Below are 18,480 nucleotides of genomic sequence, written 5' to 3'. Positions count from 1 at the left end.
GTGTGACATGGGTCATTTAGCTGTAGGAGATTATTGCGCAGCACAGTTTTGTTTGTCACTAGACAATATTCTTAAGTATCTTTGACATATGTCAAAAGTGCCGCCCCCGCAGCTGATGAACATTCAAGACATCGTCGACGATTGTGCCCAGATCCTGCAGCGTTCCGTTGAGGTGACTACCCCCGCCATCGCGGTGATCGCGGCTAGTGCGCAAATCGGTGCCATCGATAAGAACCGGGCGGCCTCTATTCTTAATCGCACCCCGCCCCCGGAGCCGATTCCGTGGATGCTGAGTTTCGGTATTCAAGAGGCGGTTCTGCCGGTTCGCCTGCCCGCCAACCCGCGCTATGACATGCTGCCTCGCGTGGTCATCCCCCTGCGTCATGAGGATCGGCTCGTGGGCTATCTGTGGATTATTGATGAGCCCGCGCTGGGTGATGCCCCCTTGGTCCGCCTCGGTTCTTTAACGGCTCCGCTAGCCAGGCTTATCGACGAACGCGATGCGCCCCTCGCCGCCCGCGCCCAACAGCTCGGCGAGCTGGCGCGCGAGGTGCTCGCCGGTGATCCAGCCGCGCTGGCCGGGGCGCGTGAGCGCGATCTTTTGCCTTCCGATGGCGAGCTGACCGTGCATCGCGTGCTGGTGGAAGGCGATCAGCGCGCGGTGGCCGTGGAGCTTGCCCGCCCGCTGGTGCGCCGTCCTTTCCTGGTTGCGGATTCTCACGATTCCCTCGTGCTCATTGAGTGCCGTCGCGATGACAAGGACACCGAGGCCCTCATGGAGGAGCTACAGAGTGCCGCGCTTGTCGCCGGCGCTGAGGTAGTGGCGCGCGGCTCGGCGCCGACGGCCCCGCAGGCGCGACTCATGGCGGACGTGGCCAAGCTCTGCGGCCAGGATTCGCTGCGCTGGGAGGAGGCCGGCGCGTGGCGCCTGCTGCGCGGGTGGGAGCTGACCCCGGCAACCGTGGTGGAGATGAGCCCCGATGCCGCCGTGCTTCTCGACGACCCCCGCAATTCCTACTGGCATACCCTGCTGACCTACTTTGAGCATTCCCGCAACGTCTCTGCGACCGCCGCTGCGCTCTACATTCACCGCGCTACACTGCACTACCGCCTAGACCGCGTGCGTGAGATTCTCGGGCCCGGCGTGCTGGATGATGGCTGGCGCTGCGCGGCTCTCTACGTGGCCCTCAAGCTGCATGCGGCGCTTCAGGGAAAGAATAGGGAAGCCCCATTTTGTCCCTAGGGGAAGCGCTCAGGTAGAGTGATGGACGATTCATTGCGAATCGCTGGAGACGTGCCAGAGCGGCCGAATGGGGCTCCCTGCTAAGGAGTTGACTTACTTGCGTAGGTCCGGAGGTTCAAATCCTCTCGTCTCCGCAAACTGCAGAACCCGAGTCATCGTTTCACCGGTGGCTCGGGATTTTATGTTTCAGTCGCTTTGTATGTCAGCCGCCCGTGAGCAGAGAACTTAGAATGAAGGCGCTGAGCTTAATCTATGCTGGCTGGGAGCGTCGTGGAGTTACTAAAAGGGCCAATTTGGGATGTGGAAAGTAACGCGAACATCGATCCCGATGAGAGCTTTGTTCGAATTAGGTTGCATGAAGAAAGCGTTGTAGCTGAATTTACTATTTCCGAGCTGTGTAGCTTCTTTGGAATTAATGGTTTTGATTGCCTGCAACGCCAATTCAAGGCTTGGTATGATTTGAACGCTTTCGCGTGGGATTCAAAAGGTAGAGTCCATTGTGAACAGATCCCTTTCTCCGAATATTTTGTTCTTTCGAAAATTCATGAGTGCTATTCCCCGCAGCCACTTCCCGAAGCAACGAACGGCGTAGTGAGGTGGGGGATGAAAAAGAAGTAATTATCTGGCGAATGTGCTTGATGGAGAAATGAGGGCAGGGTGGTTCCGAAGAATTTTCGGTCTCCTAACTCAGCACTAGAGTCAGGATCAACACACAGGTTGAGAGCGCGAGCATGCCTAAGCAGTTGATCCAGAATTCACTGCCGAGGAAGTGGGCGCGTACATGGGCTGCTGCGGCTGCGCAGAAAAATGCGATGACTCAAAGCATGGCTGCGATTCCTACGCTTGGGAACCAGAATCCGGCGATGACTCCTGTGGCTGCGCGGCACTTGATGACAATGAGCGCCCACCAGTCTTTGGGGCGCTGGTTAACCCGAGTCTCAAAAGACTAGTGTTTGCGGGGAAGGGGAGAGATTATATTCCTTCTTGTGCGCCCTCGCAACAAATCTTGAGGAAGTTTATACGATAGTCTACATTTTTCATCTTTTGCTTCCAATTATCCCTACTGGATGTAACTCTAGGGGGTGTCCGATTTTCAGCCATCTTTTCTAGAAAGGATTATGGACATGTATCGTCTCAAGAAATCTACGCGTTTAGTGGTGCTGGTTGCGGCAGCAACAGTTTTTGCACCAGTCAATGCTAGTGCCGGTACTGAGACTGACCTCGCTGAGTCGACTCAGAATAATGCCTCTCAGTCTTCTGTTTCCTCAGAAGTTGCGGAAAAAGCAGATTCCTATGTTTTCCTTCAGGGAGACCAATTCGCGATTGCTAGAGAGGCAGAAAGCGCTCTTTCGCAAAAGGAACTGCAAGAAATCAAAAATGAAGTAGAGACTCAGAACGAAAGGATCAGCGAGGCCAAGGCTGATAGTAACCTTGAGATGAAGGTGGCGGGAGACTCGATAACTTTCTGGGAAAAAGGGCCGAAGATTTCGAGCGCTGATGATGATGACATTGATCCATACTTTCAAGAGGGTCGGAATGGAATTGAATTCCATGGGACTTATGTGAGGGTGCTACTGTCTAAAACGACGATTAACCGGGTGGGTGGCGGTGTCACAATCGCTGGAGTCTGGATTCCCGAGCCAGTTCTTTCCAAAATCCTAGCTACTGGAGGGGCTATTGCTGGTCTTGCGCCCGGTGGTATGTATGCAGACTATGGCATTGGTTCGATTGTGGCTGGCGCTTTCACACATAATGCATATCCTCAGCGGGTTGGTTTTCAATAAATTATCCTTCCTCTAAACAGAAAGGGGTTTAGGGAAAGGTAATTGGAATTTTGCCATATGGATGTTTCTGCATTGTTCAGATAACAGTCCAAGAGAATCTGCCGCCTGGCAAGAATAGAAATGGTTCTGGAGAGTAAAATATGTGGAAAAAGATATTGGCCACTGTGGGCGTTTTATTGATGATGCTTTCCGCTCAACTTCAGTGGCCGTATGGGGTCACGATTGCTCTAGCAATTTTGGTCATTTTCCTTGTGTTTGTTCCATCTGGGAAGAAGTAAATATCTGAGCAGAGGTGGGTATTTTAGCGGGCCTGCCTCTGTTTTAGATTGATTATTTATTAAGTTATGAAACAAAATACTATTTCTATAGTAGGCAGGCTAGCTCTTTTCTTTCTGGCTAGCGTATCTTTTGGGGCCACGGCTTCATCAATATCTACTGCTCAACAGAGGAATTTCGATCCTCTTTCATATATTGAAAGTGGAGATGAGGTGCAGGTGGGTCCTCCCCGAGGGGCGGTGACGTGTTCTGTGACTATCATTTCCCAGCAGCGGGCCTTGACTGCCGGTCATTGTGGTGAAAGTGCGGATGAAGTGTATTCGAAAGGTAGGCGTATTGGAAGTATTGGTGAAAACTACTTGTGGAGTAACCAAGGGATAGATGTTTCAGAAATACTTCTTGATCCTCCGGTAGATTACGTTCTTCGGGCTGATAAAATTAGTGATAAAAGTATCGAAATACCTTCAGCTATTTTTGCAAAAACCTTTCTCGGAGGGAGAATTGATGGGGTTGTCAACGACAAGAACTTATATTGTGAGGCATTTTCCATCAATGGGAGAGAATATCAGGCGCGAACTCTAAAGGCTCAAATGACTTCAAAACCTGGGGATTCAGGCGCCCCTGTCTATAATCCTGCAGGAGAATTGGTGGCCCTCATTGAAGGCGGCAATGGGAAAGGGGATACTACTATCACGCCGCTTTCTTTCCTGGAGGAAAAACTCTCTGAAGACTCTTCTTCTAATGAGTGTAAAGGAAATGGTTAAATTACACAGCCTGTTTGCTAGGAGATTTTCCGCTTTATCTAACGACTAGTTGCAGCTGCTACGCAAAAGAGGAGGCGGAATCTGCTCAACGACTTCCTGCGCTAGCGACGAGTCGGATTTGGACGGTGTTGGTTGTTGCCGAGTGTATTTTGTTAGTCGGCGGACGTAGCGCCATCGGCAGATGCCTCAATACTAGTCCTTGTCCTAACATCGAGAAGTTTTAGAGTGCGTTAATTTTGTCGCTTTAGTCGAGGGCTTGTCGGTTTATTGATTGCTTGATTTCGCTGCTTCAACTTATAGAACCCTAGTCATCGTTCACCGGTGGCTCGGGATCTGCGTTTGTTGTTGTCATTCTAGAAGCGGGTGCCAGCGCAGCTCTCGGAAGCGGGCAAAGCTCTGATCTTGGCTCAGTAAGGTTGCTTCTTCTTCTATTACGGACGCGGCTATCCAGGCATCAGGGATGTCGCTGGCTTTAAGCTTGTGCAAGCGCACCAGTTCAGTGAAGGTTGTCCAGGTCCCTGGGCTGGAGCTCAAAAGAGTGCCCGTTTGGGGCCGCTAGAATGGTATTGAGTGCAGTCAGTGCTTGCTGGGCGGTTAGTGGTTTGTGGAATAGCTTGTGGTTGGTCATAACTCGAACAAGGCCCGTTGCCACAACATCCAGGAGCCCAATTGTTTCATGCCGATTCAGCGCACCACTTAACCACTGCTGAGCGGGTTTATGTTGTGGTGCTGCGGAGTGGAAGGTATAAACGAGAATGTTGACATCAGGAATGATCATCGAGCACCGCCCATACGGCTTCTTTGTCGCTGAGATCAACTAGAGCTGGTCCGCCGCAATCGAAGGAGGGGAGGTTTATCCTGGTGTGCATACCTTTAGGGTAGAAAGCATCAAGTCATCAATCAATAGGTGCGATGATGCATCTTCCTTCTGGAAGCCGTGAATGGTTGACTGGTGTCTTAAGTCAGTGCGAGCGTCAGGATCGGTACTCCGATGGAGAATGCGAGCATGCCTAAGCAGTTGATCCAGAATGCGCTACCGAGGAAGTGGGCGCGGACATGGGCTGCTGCGGCCGCGCAGAAATAGGCGATGACTCCAATCATGGCTGTGATTCCTACGCCGGGGAACCAGAGGCCGGCAATGAGTCCTACGGCGGCGAGGCACTTGATGACAATGAGCGCCCACCACCAGTCCTTGGGGAGTTTGACGCCGCTGAGGCAGGCTTCGATGAAGGGGACTGGTTTGAGGGAGAGGGCGGCGTCGCCAAGCAGAATGGCTGCTAGTAGAAGGGAGGGCCAGGCTGGGGAAGATTCTAGGATCATTGGGTTACTCCGAATGCGGTGTTGAGGCGTTCGATCGATGAGGCGGCTTGGGATGTGAGGTGCTCGGTGTCGTAGATTCCGGCGGCCCAGCCGATGAGTAAGCCGAGGTAGACGTTGTACAGCAGGTCGGCGTACTCGGCCGCATCGGCGCTGCTGAGCCTGGTGCCGAGTCGCAGGGTGATTTCATCGGTCAGGAGCGTTTTGAGTGCGGTGAGCGCTTCGCCTTGATTGCCTTGTTGGATGAGTGCTGCGCCAAAGGCGCGGGAGAGCTCTTCGTGGCCGGTAAACATCTGGAGGAAAGGTCTCAGGACATCGAGAAGGCTATCGGATTGTCCCCGGATGTCATCGTGGAGTTCTGAAATGTGTTGGCCAATGGTGCGGATGAGCAGCGTTTGTTTGTCGCCGACTCCCATGACGGTTCCCACGCTAACGCCAGCTTCGGATGCGATAGTCCGGATGCTGGTGGTGGCGTAGCCCTGAGTGAGGAAGAGTTCGTAGGCGGTGGCTAGGACCTTGCTGACGGTGCCAGCTTTGGCGGCCGAGCGCGATGAGTGAACGTGTTCAGTGAACATGTTCAAAAGGGTAGCTCTTGATGGTTTCGAGGTCAATGACGCCGAAGTGTTGACAGTTGGCGCTAGGCCAGCGTGGGGAAGACGCGGTCGCGCAGCAGGTGTGCAAGCTCGCGGTCGGGGGCTGCTGGGTTGACCCAGGCGGTGTCCCCGATTTCGGCGGCGGCGTGGGGTTCGTCGGTGGTGACGGTGCGGGTGTAGGTGAAGATGGTGCCGACGACGACCTCGCCCGGTTCGTTGGCGGCGGGAGCGTCGAAGGTGCCGAGTTTGTTGAGGCTCTCGGCGTCGAGGGTGAGGCCTACTTCTTCGGCAACTTCGCGCAGGGCGGCGTCGACAAGCGCCTCGCCCGCCTCGGGCTTGCCGCCGGGCAGTTGGTACTTGGTGGAGGACTTCTTGCGCACGGTAAGCACGTGGCCTTGTGGGTTGCGGATGACGACGGCTGCTACTTCAATCATGGCTGCTGATTGTAGTGGGTAGTGAAAGTGCTAGAAAAATTTGTTTATCAATACAAGTTGGCGGGGTGTGGGCAAGGGTTTTGTTTTAGCAAACCATATCAACCTTTAATTGTTAATCATGGAAATTACGTTATGGGTTTCGGCAGGTTAGAGACTCGAAGCTTCAACGGGTACACTGCCTTCAGTGCGCCAAAGTTGGAAGATTTTTATCAGAGATGTAGCCAGGCTTGGCCGCGTCCCCAGGGCGTGGATCATCCTCATCGGGCTCATCATCACCCCCGCGTTGTATTCATGGGTGAACATCGCGGCTTTTCGTGACCCTTATGGCCATACCAACAACATCAAGGTGGCCGTGGTCAACGAGGATAAGGGTGCTAACAATGAGCTCACTGGGGACATTGATGTCGGCAGCGAGGTCATTGAAAAGCTGAAAAAGAATGACCAGTTAGGCTGGCAATTCCTTGAGCGCGACGAAGCCGAGAAAGCCCTTTTAGAGGGGGACGTGTATGCCTCGGTGACGATTCCTGAGGACTTTAGCGAGAACCTCGTGAGCATGCTCGACGGGAAGTTCACGCAGCCGCAACTGGTCTACCGCGTCAACGAGAAAAACAACGCCATCGCCGTGAAGATTACGGATACTGGTGCCAAAGGTCTGGACAAGCAGATCACGGCGGCCTTCAAGGAGCAGGTGGCCACGGTCGCGGCGGAAAACGTCAAGGACACTGGTACCGAATTTGAGCGAAAAGTCACGCGCGCGATGAACAACACCAGCTCCGCGTTCGGGGAGACCGCGCAGGAGATCGACGGCAACCGCGAGAACCTTGCGCGGATCCAGGGAAAGCTTGACGCCGCTGCTGATTCCACGGTGGGCGCCAAGTCTACGGTGGCTGATGTGAGTGCTGCGCTGGGCGACGCCCAAACAGCCCTCGCCGAGGTCTCATCCCTAGTCGAGCAAGCTCAAGGAGGCATCGGTGATTTCACCGACCAGACCACAGGTGCCTTCGTCAGTGGCGCAAGTGCGGTGGCGGACGGTACTGCCCAGGCGCAGGAATCTATTGCGGATGTCACTGCGGGCCTGAACCAGGCTGGTGACCGCTTCGATTACGCCACGCAGCGAGCGAACACTGCTATTGACGCGAGTGCGGAATCGATTGCGCAGCTTAAAGCCCTGCGCGATTCCGCAACGCTCTCACCGCAGGTGGCCAAGGAAATTGATGACGCCATCCAGCGCCTCGATGAGGGCAATGAATCCAACCGTCAGCTGGTGGGGAACCTGACTGCGCTGAGCAAGGATACCCAGGCCGCAGCGGACAACGTGCAGGCTAGCGCGGAGGCCATCAACCAGGCAGCGGCCGATACCAAGGCCACGTCGCAGACGCTGCGCGATACCGTGACCACCGCCGTGCCGGAAATCAACCGTGCCATGAGCAATCTGAGCTCCATGGCGAGTGCTTTGAGCTCCACCCTGGAAGCTCAGAAGGGAACCATGCAGGAGGCCAATGGTCTCCTGGACGGCGTGGCCCAGCAGCTGCGCGCCACGAAGGACACCTTGTCCGATTTCGATACCAACCTCCTGGCCCTGCAGGACAGCCTGCGCGCTATGCAGGGCGATGTGGGTTCGCTGCGGGCTGCGATGAACTCCAAAGTTGTTCAAAATGTCACCGGGCTGGACGCGGAAGAAATCGGTAAATTCTTTGCGGAGCCCATCGAGCTGAAGACCGAAACCGTGTACCCGGTGGACAGCTACGGCTCCGCCATGGCGGCGCTGTTTACTAACCTCTCTCTGTGGATTGGTGCCTTCGTCCTCATGGTGATCTTCCGGGTTGAGGTCGATAAGGAGGGCTTCGACCGCATCACGGTGGGCCAGGCCTACTTGGGCCGCTTCCTCCTCATGGCCCTGATGGTCATCATCCAGGCCGTCACGGTGACCGTGGGTGATCTGCTCATCGGCGTGCAGACCGTGAACGCGCCTGTCTTCATCCTGACGGGCGTGCTCGTGGGACTGGCCTACTTGAGCATTATCTATGGGTTGTCGACGTCCCTGGGTCACCTCGGCCGCGGCCTCTGCGTGGTCTTTGCCATCATTCAGATTCCAGGTGCGTCGGGCCTGTACCCGATTGAGCTGCTGCCCAGCTTCTTCCACACCATTTACCCATTGCTGCCCTTCACCTACGGCATCGACGCCATGCGCGAAACCATCGGCGGGTTCTACGGCAACCACTATGTCAAGAACATGGGCGTGCTCGCTTTCATGTTCATTCTGTTCTTTGTCTTCGGCCTTCTACTGCGCAAGGCGTTGGCGCACTTCAACGTCATCTTCAACCGCGAGCTGAAGGACACCGAGCTCTTCGACTATGAAAACGTGCAGGTTGTGGGCTCCGGCTACCGCATCGCGGACGTCATCCAGGCGCTGGATAGCCGCAGTGGCCTCAAGAGGGATTTGGACCGCCGCGCTCATAACTGGGGCTACTGGCTCAAGCTGGTGGCCATCGCGGGCGTTGTCGGCGCGGTCATCCTCATCGTCGTCTCGGGCCTCTTGCCCGACCAGAAGCCGTTGCTCTTGGGCATTTGGACGGCGTGGTGCTTCCTTATTATTGTCGCCGCGGTCACCCTGGAATACCTGCGCATTAGCCTGAAGCAGTCCGCGGAGCTCGTGACGCTGGATGAAGATGACATCAAACACCCGGCTCGCGCCGGCGCGGATTCCACGGAGGGGGATAATTAATGCGTGGAACACTCGATCTTTTCCTCAATGACATGCGCACCGCATGCCGCAACGTGATGAGCGCGGTGATGCTCGTGGGTCTCGTCGTCATTCCGATGCTGTTCACGTGGTTTAACGTGTTGGCTAGCTGGGATCCCTTTGATAACACCAGCCAGCTCAAGGTGGCGGTGGCCAGCAAGGACACCGGCTATGAGAGCGATCTGTTGCCGGTGCCCATCAACGTCGGCGATCAAGTACTCAATGAGCTGCGCGCGAACGAGCAGCTGGATTGGGTTGTGACCACCTCCGATGAGGCGATTGAAGGTACCAAGTCCGGTGAGTATTACGCAGCCATCGTGCTTCCGGAAGATTTCAGTACCGACATGATGAACTTCTACACGGATGGTTCCCAGCCCGCGGATTTGTCCTTCTACATGAATGAGAAGAAGAACGCGCTGGCTCCGAAGATCACTGGCCAAGGTGCAGAGGGTGTGTCGGCCCAGGTTGCCGAGGCTTTCACGACGACGGTCGGTGACGTGTCCTTCGATCTGGTCACTTCGCTCTCGGACTTCTTGAGCAAAGGCGATACCAAGGCTGTGTTGGACCGGATGCAGGCGCGCGCGGATGGCGTGCAGACTCAGCTGGATATGGCTGCCCGTACCGCGCGTTCCCTCGCTGGCCTCGTGGATACTGCGGTTCCGCTCATGGAAAGCGCCCAGCGCATTGCGGACTCGGCGGACCTGGAGCTTCCGGAGGTCCAGTCCTCCTCGCTCAACGTTTCCACGGACGCCCTGCAGCAATCCCTCGATGCCACCAGCGCTAGTTATGACGTGGTGCGCCAACGCATTGATGCGCTTTACGACGACGCCTCCGCCTCCCGCGCCGACCGCGTCGCCACGCTCAATACCTTGGCCGGCCAGGTGGAAGGCACCATTGCGCAATACCAGAACCTGCACGGCCACATCGAGGCCCTGCCGCTTCCTGCCGGGGATAAAGAGAAGGCGCTCAGCCGTATCGAGGAGGCCATCGACGCGCAGCGCACTCTCCACGCGCGACTTACAGCAGCCGCGAACGCTCCCGAGCCCACGAAGCCGGATCTCTCCAGCATCGACAATGCCAAGAAGGCAGTGGAGGGAATCTCCACCTCCGGTCTGCGTGAATCCCTGCGCGCGCTGCAGGACTCCCTGGGCCAGGTGAGCGCGGATCTGGATACCGCGAAGACTCCCGTCACGATTGATTCCTCTTCCTTGACGGATGCTCGGGATGCGGTACAGAAGCTCGCCTCTGGCCTGCAGGATAAGGCCAACAAGTTCGGCGACCTGCGGAAGGATATCGACTCCGCTGCGGCATCCGGGGATCTGAAGAAGCTGGCGGACCTCATCGGTTCCGATCCGGATGCTCTGGCGCACGCGATTGCGGCTCCGGTGGACGTCGACAGGCAAGCGGTCTACCCAGTCAAGAGCTTTGGTGCCGGCATGACACCCATGTACACGGCGCTGGCCCTGTGGGTCGGCGCGCTGCTGACTGCGGTGAGCGTGCGCACCGACGTGGTGGACAAGGACAAGTACTCGCCGATGCAGCGCTTCTTCGGCCGCTTTGGAATGTTCGTCGCGGTTGGTCTCATGCAGTCGACGATGCTCATCTTGGGCCTCATCTTCTTCGTGGGCATCGAGCCCGCGCACCCGATTCTCATGCTGCTGGCAGGCTGGGTTAGCTCGCTCATCTTTATGCTGATTTGCTACACCTTCGTGGTCTCCTTCGCCAACGCAGGCAAAGCCTTGGCGGTGCTCATGCTGGTGGTCCAAGTATCGTCGTCGGGCGGTGCCTACCCCTTGCAGGTGCTCCCGGACTGGTTCCAGAACATTAGCCCGTGGCTGCCGGCGACCTATACCATCCGTGCTTTCCGCGCGGCCATCGCCGGAACTTACCACGGTGATTACTGGCTCTCCCTGTTCGCCCTCTTGCTCTTTGCCGTACCGATGCTCATTCTGGGCGTGGTCTTCCACAAGCCGCTGGAGAAGTTCACCAACGGCTGGGTGGAGACCTTGGACAAGACCAAGCTGATGTAGCGGTTACTTCGCGGTGCCTTCGGGGTTATCGATTGTGATGATTCACATAATAAAATCGCAATATTCAAGGCTGAGGGGAGTGTCCATCGGAGGTAAATGGCAGTAAGCTGAAGCGCTGTGAAACGCGGTCATTTCCTGGGCCCGGCTCGGCTCACCGCCGTGGGCTTTATCCTGCTCATCCTCGTGGGAACGCTGCTGCTGATGCTGCCGATTTCCGCCAACGTTCCGCAGTGGACACCGTTCCTGCCGGCGCTGTTTACGGCTACCTCGGCGGTCTCTTTGACGGGCCTCGTGGTGGAGGACACCGGCACCTATTGGACGCCCTTCGGCCAAGCGGTCATCATCGCGCTCATCCAGCTGGGCGGCCTCGGCATTATGAGCCTGGCATCGCTGTCAGGCATGCTTCTGACCGGTCGCATCAGTTTCAAAGCCCGCCGGACCATGGCGGCAGAAGGTCGTGCTGTGGCTTCCGGAGGCATTCGGCATGCCCTGCTGCTCACCCTGATGATGACTCTGATCTGTGAGGCCATCGTCGCTGTGTTTATCGGCGTGCGCCTAGCCACCGAACACGGCGTGGCACCAGGGCGCGCGGTGTGGGAAGGTATCTTCCACGCCATTTCGGCCTTCAATAACGCTGGGTTTAGTACCTATTCAGACAGCGTCATTTCCTTCGCCGCCGATGGCTGGATTTTGATTCCTCTCGCCTTCGCCCTGATTGTCGGTGGCCTGGGCTATCCCATGTTGGCGGAGTTCGTGCGACGGGCCCGTGCACGGCTAACGCGCTGGCGCGGCGGCACGCCCCGCATTCACCGCATGTCCATGACCGCCCGGATGACGCTGGGCGCCACCGCGTTCTTGTTGCTGGGTGGCACCGTGGTCTTCTTCCTCTCCGAGGGTTCCGGTGTGCTGCATGGGATGCCGCTGGGCCAGAAGCTGATCAACGCCTTCTTCATGAGCGCTTCGCCCCGAACGGCCGGTTTCAACGCCATCGACTACGGGGAAGCGCACCCGTTGACGCTGATGGTTACGGACATCTTGATGTTCATCGGCGGCGGCTCCGCCGGTACGGCGGGTGGCATCAAGGTGACTACCGCATGCGTTCTGGGCGCGGCGATGATTTCTGAATTCTTGGGCAGGGAAGACACCTCCATCGGGCACCGTCGCCTGCCGCTGTCCACCTTCCGTCAGGCCCTCGCGCTGACGGCCGCCGGAATGATCGTCGTTGCCGTAGGTGTGGCGACGCTGCGCATCTGGGACCCCGAGTTCACCGCGGACCAGGTCACTTTCGAAGTCATGTCTGCCTTCGCCACCGTGGGTTTGTCCACGGGTATTACTGCAAGTTTGTCCGCACCATCGCAGCTCATGCTGTGTCTCATCATGTACGTTGGCCGCGTAGGCCCCACCACTTTCGTGGCGGCACTGGCCGCCCGGACCATCAGCCTGCGCTACCGCTACCCAGAAGAAAGGCCGTTCATTGGCTAACATGTTCAGCGCCCTGCGGCGCGAGAAGACGTCCATCAATATTCCACCGGTCGTCGTCATTGGTATGGGGCGGTTCGGTTCTTCCCTGGCCCGCGAGCTGATGGAGCACGGCGTGGAGGTTCTCGGCATCGACGCCGAGGAGAAGCACGTGCGCGAACACGCCGCGTACCTCACCGAAGCGGTGACCGCGGATACCACCGACGCCGAGGCCCTCCGCCAGCTGGGCGTTGATGAAGTAGAGCGCGTGGTCGTGGCCATCGGCTCCGATTTGGAGGATTCCATCCTTACGGCCTCCAACCTCGTGGAGCTCGGGGTAAGCGATATCTGGGCCAAGGCCGATTCAGATGCTCATGCCCGCATCCTGCGCCAACTGGGAGTGCACCACGTGATCCGCCCGGAGCGCGATACGGGTCGCCGCGTGGCGCACCTGTTGGGCGGGCGCTTCGAGGATTTTGCGGAAATCGCCACCGACTATGGCGTGACGGCGATGACCCCGCCGGCGTCGATAAGCAAGGGTCCTCTCAACCTCCATCAGGTATGGGAGGAGTACAACGTCCAGCTCATCTCCCGCTGTGAGGGGCCGGGCCAATGGCGCCCGCTTGTCGACGGCACCGAGCTCACCCACCGCGACCTCATCGTCGTCGCCGGTAGCCCTGCGGATCTGGAGGCCTTCTCGCAGTCCTAGTCGGCGCGCTCTGGGCGCCTCACACTGTGCAGTGAGGAGCGGGGCGCTACAGTAGCGCCTATGACGAAGGCACGTTTCCCGGGCTCGGTGTATGGAACAGGGGAGGAACCCGATCCGCGCTTCAGCATGGCTAATGAGCGCACGTTCCTGGCGTGGATCCGCACGTCCTTGGCCTTTATCGCCGGTGGTGTGGCCCTGGAGACCTTCGAGCTACCTCTGAACACCACGCTGACTCGCGTCGTCTCCATCATCATGCTGATCGTGGCCATCATCCTGCCGGCGGTGGCGTGGTTTCACTGGGGTGCCTCGGAGCGCGCGATGCGCCATGGGCGTCCGCTCCCGGCTAGCCCGGCGTTGGCGTTGATTGTTGGTGTGGTGATCATCATCGGCCTGATGATTCTGGTGGGCGAGCTGCTAGCGTGAGCGAGCTTTTTGATCCCGGCCTCCAACCCGAGCGCACCCGCTTAGCCTGGCAGCGCACGGGTCTCGCCGGCCTCATCGCGGGTTTGCTCGTCGTTCGTTCCGTTGCGCCATGGGCCGCACTGATTGTTGGGGTAGTGGTGGCCGTTGTGTTGTGGTTGGCCACCGCCAAGCTTCGCGACGCTGACGAGATCCTGGCCCGGGCCGAATCACCTGCCCTGCCCGGAGCTTCGGCGCTCGCCGCCGTTGCGCTGGGAACGATGCTTCTCGGCGCGGTTGCTTTCTTCGCGCTGTGGTAGCGCAAACCCCCAGACCTCGATCCCGAAACTCCCTGGTGGGCGGTGGGGCGTCGGCAAGCGCTTGGCGACGCCCACCTGCAGGTTGCGGGTTTCAGGTCTGGGGATCTAGCGGAAGTTTCGGGGGCCCGCAGCTAAGTGCCGTGCGATGGTGTTGATGAAGTCTTCTGGAGCTTCGCGCAATTCTTGGGGAGAGAAACGTAAGACGACAAAGCCCTGGTTGAGGAGTGCCTTTTGGCGTTGGTGCTCGGCCCGAATCACCTCATCCAGCTCGTTCTCGTATTTCACGTTGCCGTCGATCTCAATGAGGAGCCAGTCATTGATCGCGAGGTCGGCGTAGTACTGATTGACTCGGTATTGGGCGCGCAGGCTGCGAACCGCCGGAAGGTCCGCGTCAAGGATGAGCGCCCGCGCGTAGGACTCCCAGGGAGATTCGGAGCTGTTGACGCTATGTTCCACGGCCCGGCGTGCATCCGCGACTCCTTTCACGCGGCCCATGTCGCCGAGTACCCAGTTGAGAGTGTCCTTTGATACCCGTCGTGACCTTACGTAGTCTGCGGCGACGAGTCCTTCGACGAATCCATCGAATCGTGCGATATCAATCGCCGTACGCGCGAGAGAAGTGACCCGGATGCCGTGGACTTCTGTGACTTGATTGTTGAGTTTCGTTTGCTTGTAGCGGAAGTATTGGCGCTTGGATTTTTGGGGAACGGAGTTGGAGGGGACTGTCGCGAAATACTCGCTCGGCGTTGTGAGCGTAGGGATGCCGTGGATGCGAGCCGCCGCTTTGCCCAGGAGAGTTGCCCGCGGTGCGGCACGCGCATGGGCATAGACCTCTGCGGTTTCTCGCTCCCAGGGTTTCAAGTGCAGCCATCGGTGCAGGGGAATGGCATAGCACCACGCGAGCTTATGGAATTTCCTCGCGTGAATTTTGCCCCATCGGGGGTCGTCGTTGGTGAGCGTGCGCAGATCGACTATGTGGGTGTCTATGTAGTGAAAGATGCCTAGGTTGTTCATGGCTTACTTGTAGCGCATTGGCGTGGATCGCGCGCGGCGAGCGGTACGCAGCGCTAAACCCCCAGACCTCGATCCCGAAACTCCCGGGTGGGTGGTGGGGCGTCGGCAAGCGCTTGGCGACGCCCACCTGCAGGTTGCGGGATCGAGGTCTGGGGATCTACGGAGGCGGGGAATTGAGTAAGGAATGCCCACACATTGGTGAGCATTCTTTGCAGCTAATCTGCAAAAGATTTTGCTAACAGGGGTGAATCTTCGGCTTGAGTGGGGGTAATGGGGCGAAAGTGTTTGTTGGCTGTCTGTGGTCTCGATAGCCTGAACGTGTAGGCCCATTCAGTGATTTCAATAACTCTCTCAGCTGAATGGGGGCTGGTTAACCAGGAAAAGGAGGGGGCAGATGACTACCCCGCAAACTCACGTCTCAACTTCGCACACGGAGGGCGAGGACGACCGCGGCGTCGATACGCGCGAATGGCGCCGCATGGCCATTGGCCTCATCCTCGGTCTCGTTTTGGCCGCTCTTGTGTGGTTTCTCTTTCCCAGCAACGCCGTGGAAACGGTGTTGCAATCACCCGGCGCTAAGGAAGACGCCGAATACACCCAGGGTGCGCTGCGCGCCGTAGCCGCCGTGACGATTCTCATGGGTGTGTGGTGGATGACGGAGGCCATCCCGCTGGCCGCCACCGCGCTTTTGCCGCTGGTCATCTTCCCGCTGGCTGGCGTTGGCACCATTAAGGATGTGGGTGCGCCCTATGCCTCATCCACCATCTTCTTGTTCATGGGTGGCTTCCTCATCGCCCTGGCCCTGCAGCGCTGGAACTTGCACCGCCGCATGGCGCTGTTCGTGGTGAAGGTTGTTGGTACCTCGCCGAAGCAGCTGATCCTCGGCTTCATGCTGGCCACCGGCTTCTTGTCCATGTGGGTGTCCAACACCGCTACCGCAGTGGTCATGCTGCCGATTGGTATTTCGGTGCTTTCGCTGACTGCCGACGCCGTCGGTGGCATGGCTAACCAGAAGAAGTTTGCCACTGCGCTCATGCTCGGTATTGCGTATTCGGCGTCGATTGGCTCGCTGGGCACGCTCATCGGCACCCCGCCGAACACCCTGCTGTCGGGCTACATGAAGGAAACTCACGGCATCGTCCTCGGCTTTGGCAAGTGGATGATGGTGGGCATGCCGCTGGCATTCATCTTCCTGTTCATTGCCTGGTTCATGCTGATCACCGTGTTCAAGCCGGAGATGGACAAGATTCCAGGCGGCCGCGAGCTCATTGATTCCGAGATTGAAAAGCTTGGCCCATGGACCGGCCCGCAGATCATGACGGGCATTATCTTCCTGGGTGCGGCCCTGGCTTGGGTGATTATCCCCCTCCTGGTGGGCAAGGAGTCGAACTACGACGATGCCATCGTGGGTATCGCTGCTGGTCTGCTGCTGTTTACTATCCCGGCTGATGCCAAGACCGGTGTGCGCCTTCTGGACTGGAAGACTGCAAATGAAATGCCGTGGGATGTGCTCCTGCTCTTCGGTGGTGGCCTGTCCCTGTCTTCGATGTTCAACAAGTCCGGCCTGTCTCTGTGGATTGGTGAGATGGCCAAGGGGCTGGGTGGTCTGCCGACCATCCTGCTGATCGCTTCGGTGGCACTGCTCGTGCTCTTCCTGACGGAGATCACCTCCAACACCGCAACGGCTGCGACCTTCCTGCCGATTATGGGCGGTGTGGCCGTGGGCATCGGCCTGACCGAGAATGGCGACATCAACGTCCTGCTGCTCACCATCCCGGTGGCGCTGGCCGCAACCTGTGCCTTCATGCTGCCGGTGGCGACCCCGCCGAACGCTATCGCCTATGGCTCCGGCTACGTCAAGATTGGCGACATGATCAAGGGCGGCATCGGCCTCAACCTGATTGGCTGCGTGCTCATCACCATCACCGTTTACTTGCTTGCCGTTCCGGTCTTTGGGTTGGTCCTGTAGCCTACCGATAATGAAAAACGTTATCATTACGGGATGGCTACACCCGTTACTGTGCTGTCCGGATTCTTAGGCAGCGGAAAGACCACCCTTCTCAACCACCTGCTTGCTAACCGTGAGGGGCGCAAGCTGGCGGTTGTTGTCAATGACTTCTCCGAGGTCAACATGGATGCCGCCCTCGTCGCCGGCGAGGGCCATCTTGAGCGCGGCGAAGACCGCTTCGTTGAACTCTCCAACGGCTGCATTTGCTGCACGTTGCGCGAGGACTTGATTGAGTCCGTCGGCAAGCTGGCTCGTTCCGGCCGCTTCGATCAGATTGTCATCGAGTCCACCGGCATCTCCGAGCCCATGCCCGTTGCCGCCACTTTCGAGTGGGAGTTCGGGGACGGCACCACGCTTGCCGACGTCGCCCCTATCGACACCATGGTCTCCCTCGTCGATGCCTCCACGTTCCTGACTAATCTTCGCCGCGGCCGCAGCCTAGTCTCCGAGAACATTGAGGCCACGCCTGACGACGACCGCACCATCGCCGATCTCCTCGTGGATCAAGTTGAGTTCGCCGATCTCATCCTCATCACCAAGACGGACCTGGTGGAGGCCGCCGAAACCGAGCGCGTCATCGCCACCGTGCGTGCCATGAACCTCCGCGCCCGCGTCGTGCCGGTGACCAACGGGGTCATCGATCCCGCGCTGGTTCTCGACGCCCACCTTTACGACGCCGCCACCGCCGCGACCTACCACGGCTACGCCGAGGAGCTGGCGAACCCGCACGCCCCCGAAACCGAAGAGTATGGCATCTCTTCGGTGGTCTTCCGCGCTGACCGTCCTTTCAACCGCGAGCGCCTGCTCAAGGCCTTGCGTGCCAGCACAGGCCTGGTGCGCTCGAAGGGCTATTGCTGGATTGATACCGATCTGCGCGTGGCCCACGCCTGGCAACAGGCTGGTCCCAACCTGCAGATCATGCCGGCCTCCTTGTGGGCTGCCAACGGCGTCACTCCCGGCACAGAACTAGTGCTCATTGGCATCGACTTCGACCACGAGTCCACGCTTCAGTCCTTCCGTGACGCCGTGCTTTCCGACGCCGAAGTGGCCGCCCTCGTCTAGCCCCTTCTTAAGGTGAACACGGGGTGAATTTCTATGCCCATTTCTTGGGTTGAAAACATGCATTGACATCGGGATTTGTTAGTTCTCTGGAGTGTGGGTATAGTTATTCCTCGTTGCACAGCAGAGCACACACGCTCCGGCGTTAAGCACTGCGAACCAACGGACTGCGCCCGTAGCTCAACGGATAGAGCATCTGACTACGGATCAGAAGGTTGGGGGTTCGAATCCCTCCGGGCGCACCAAAACTCAGCCGCCTTCGGGCGGCTTTTCTCGTTTTCTACTCCGTGGGTTGGGCAAACCGGCTTAAGGGACATTTCGTGTGGATT

At 58.0% G+C, this 18,480-nt stretch carries 16 protein-coding genes and 2 tRNA genes; 14 read left to right on the top strand and 4 right to left on the bottom strand.

Annotated elements, in window-relative coordinates; translation table 11 throughout:
- Positions 1-88: 88 nt before the first annotated feature.
- The 5 genes from HMPREF3009_RS09375 (at position 89) to HMPREF3009_RS13465 (ending at position 4,067) form a co-directional block, all read left to right on the top strand.
- Complete coding sequence (locus HMPREF3009_RS09375; RefSeq protein WP_070681551.1) at positions 89-1,243, top strand: PucR family transcriptional regulator; 1,155 nt, start codon at positions 89-91, stop codon at positions 1,241-1,243.
- A gap of 45 nt (positions 1,244-1,288) precedes the next feature.
- Positions 1,289-1,377, top strand: a tRNA-Ser gene (locus HMPREF3009_RS09370).
- A gap of 136 nt (positions 1,378-1,513) precedes the next feature.
- On the top strand, positions 1,514-1,861 hold the full coding sequence (locus HMPREF3009_RS09365) for a hypothetical protein (RefSeq protein WP_158010569.1): 348 nt from the start codon (positions 1,514-1,516) through the stop codon (positions 1,859-1,861).
- A 506-nt stretch (positions 1,862-2,367) separates the two neighbouring features.
- Positions 2,368-3,027 carry a hypothetical protein gene (locus tag HMPREF3009_RS09360; protein WP_070510733.1) on the top strand — a complete coding sequence of 220 codons (660 nt, stop codon included), beginning with the start codon at positions 2,368-2,370 and terminating at the stop codon, positions 3,025-3,027.
- Between the two features lie 344 nt (positions 3,028-3,371).
- A complete protein-coding gene (locus HMPREF3009_RS13465; RefSeq protein WP_141745871.1) occupies positions 3,372-4,067 on the top strand; it encodes a chymotrypsin family serine protease in 696 nt (231 codons plus the stop codon).
- A 957-nt stretch (positions 4,068-5,024) separates the two neighbouring features.
- Here HMPREF3009_RS13465 and HMPREF3009_RS09350 read toward each other — a convergent pair.
- The 3 genes from HMPREF3009_RS09350 to HMPREF3009_RS09340 all read right to left on the bottom strand — a co-directional run bounded on the left by HMPREF3009_RS09350 (position 5,025) and on the right by HMPREF3009_RS09340 (position 6,411).
- Positions 5,025-5,387 (bottom strand): DoxX family protein, encoded by a 363-nt coding sequence (locus tag HMPREF3009_RS09350; protein WP_049157746.1) that lies wholly within the window; start codon positions 5,385-5,387, stop codon positions 5,025-5,027.
- A complete protein-coding gene (locus HMPREF3009_RS09345; protein WP_005292598.1) occupies positions 5,384-5,959 on the bottom strand; it encodes a TetR/AcrR family transcriptional regulator in 576 nt (191 codons plus the stop codon). The genes HMPREF3009_RS09350 and HMPREF3009_RS09345 overlap by 4 nt, the downstream gene beginning before the upstream one ends.
- Positions 5,960-6,021: 62 nt before the next feature.
- Positions 6,022-6,411 (bottom strand): NUDIX hydrolase, encoded by a 390-nt coding sequence (locus tag HMPREF3009_RS09340; RefSeq protein WP_070564201.1) that lies wholly within the window; start codon positions 6,409-6,411, stop codon positions 6,022-6,024.
- A 184-nt stretch (positions 6,412-6,595) separates the two neighbouring features.
- Between HMPREF3009_RS09340 and HMPREF3009_RS09335 the strand changes: the two genes are divergently transcribed.
- The 6 genes from HMPREF3009_RS09335 (at position 6,596) to HMPREF3009_RS09310 (ending at position 14,070) form a co-directional block, all read left to right on the top strand.
- Positions 6,596-9,136, top strand: a complete 2,541-nt coding sequence (locus HMPREF3009_RS09335) for a YhgE/Pip domain-containing protein (protein ID WP_070681545.1) — start codon at positions 6,596-6,598, stop codon at positions 9,134-9,136.
- Complete coding sequence (locus HMPREF3009_RS09330) at positions 9,136-11,184, top strand: YhgE/Pip domain-containing protein (protein ID WP_070681542.1); 2,049 nt, start codon at positions 9,136-9,138, stop codon at positions 11,182-11,184. Before HMPREF3009_RS09335 ends, HMPREF3009_RS09330 begins: the two co-directional genes overlap by 1 nt.
- 117 nt (positions 11,185-11,301) lie before the next feature.
- Positions 11,302-12,666 (top strand): TrkH family potassium uptake protein, encoded by a 1,365-nt coding sequence (locus HMPREF3009_RS09325; RefSeq protein ID WP_070681539.1) that lies wholly within the window; start codon positions 11,302-11,304, stop codon positions 12,664-12,666.
- 1 nt (position 12,667) lies between these two features.
- A complete protein-coding gene (locus tag HMPREF3009_RS09320; protein ID WP_070516281.1) occupies positions 12,668-13,351 on the top strand; it encodes a potassium channel family protein in 684 nt (227 codons plus the stop codon).
- 60 nt (positions 13,352-13,411) lie between these two features.
- Positions 13,412-13,774: a YidH family protein gene (locus tag HMPREF3009_RS09315; protein WP_070516283.1), complete on the top strand. Its 363-nt coding sequence runs from the start codon at positions 13,412-13,414 to the stop codon at positions 13,772-13,774.
- A complete protein-coding gene (locus HMPREF3009_RS09310) occupies positions 13,771-14,070 on the top strand; it encodes a DUF202 domain-containing protein (protein ID WP_070516285.1) in 300 nt (99 codons plus the stop codon). Before HMPREF3009_RS09315 ends, HMPREF3009_RS09310 begins: the two co-directional genes overlap by 4 nt.
- Positions 14,071-14,175: 105 nt before the next feature.
- Here the strand turns inward: HMPREF3009_RS09310 and HMPREF3009_RS09305 are convergent, their stop codons facing one another.
- Positions 14,176-15,084 (bottom strand): DUF559 domain-containing protein, encoded by a 909-nt coding sequence (locus HMPREF3009_RS09305; RefSeq protein ID WP_046648864.1) that lies wholly within the window; start codon positions 15,082-15,084, stop codon positions 14,176-14,178.
- 394 nt (positions 15,085-15,478) lie between these two features.
- Here HMPREF3009_RS09305 and HMPREF3009_RS09300 point away from each other — a divergent pair, with 394 nt between their 5' ends.
- The 3 genes from HMPREF3009_RS09300 (at position 15,479) to HMPREF3009_RS09290 (ending at position 18,396) form a co-directional block, all read left to right on the top strand.
- Entirely contained in the window at positions 15,479-17,053 is a 1,575-nt protein-coding gene (locus tag HMPREF3009_RS09300; RefSeq protein WP_070681536.1) for an SLC13 family permease, read from the top strand.
- Positions 17,054-17,086: 33 nt separating this feature from the next.
- Positions 17,087-18,154: a GTP-binding protein gene (locus HMPREF3009_RS09295; RefSeq protein ID WP_070681534.1), complete on the top strand. Its 1,068-nt coding sequence runs from the start codon at positions 17,087-17,089 to the stop codon at positions 18,152-18,154.
- Positions 18,155-18,320: 166 nt separating this feature from the next.
- Positions 18,321-18,396, top strand: a tRNA-Arg gene (locus HMPREF3009_RS09290).
- Positions 18,397-18,480: the final 84 nt, after the last annotated feature.

Source organism: Corynebacterium sp. HMSC034H07 (genome assembly GCF_001815175.1).
GTDB lineage: Bacteria > Actinomycetota > Actinomycetes > Mycobacteriales > Mycobacteriaceae > Corynebacterium > Corynebacterium hiratae.
This window is presented reverse-complemented; position numbering and strand designations above follow the sequence as displayed.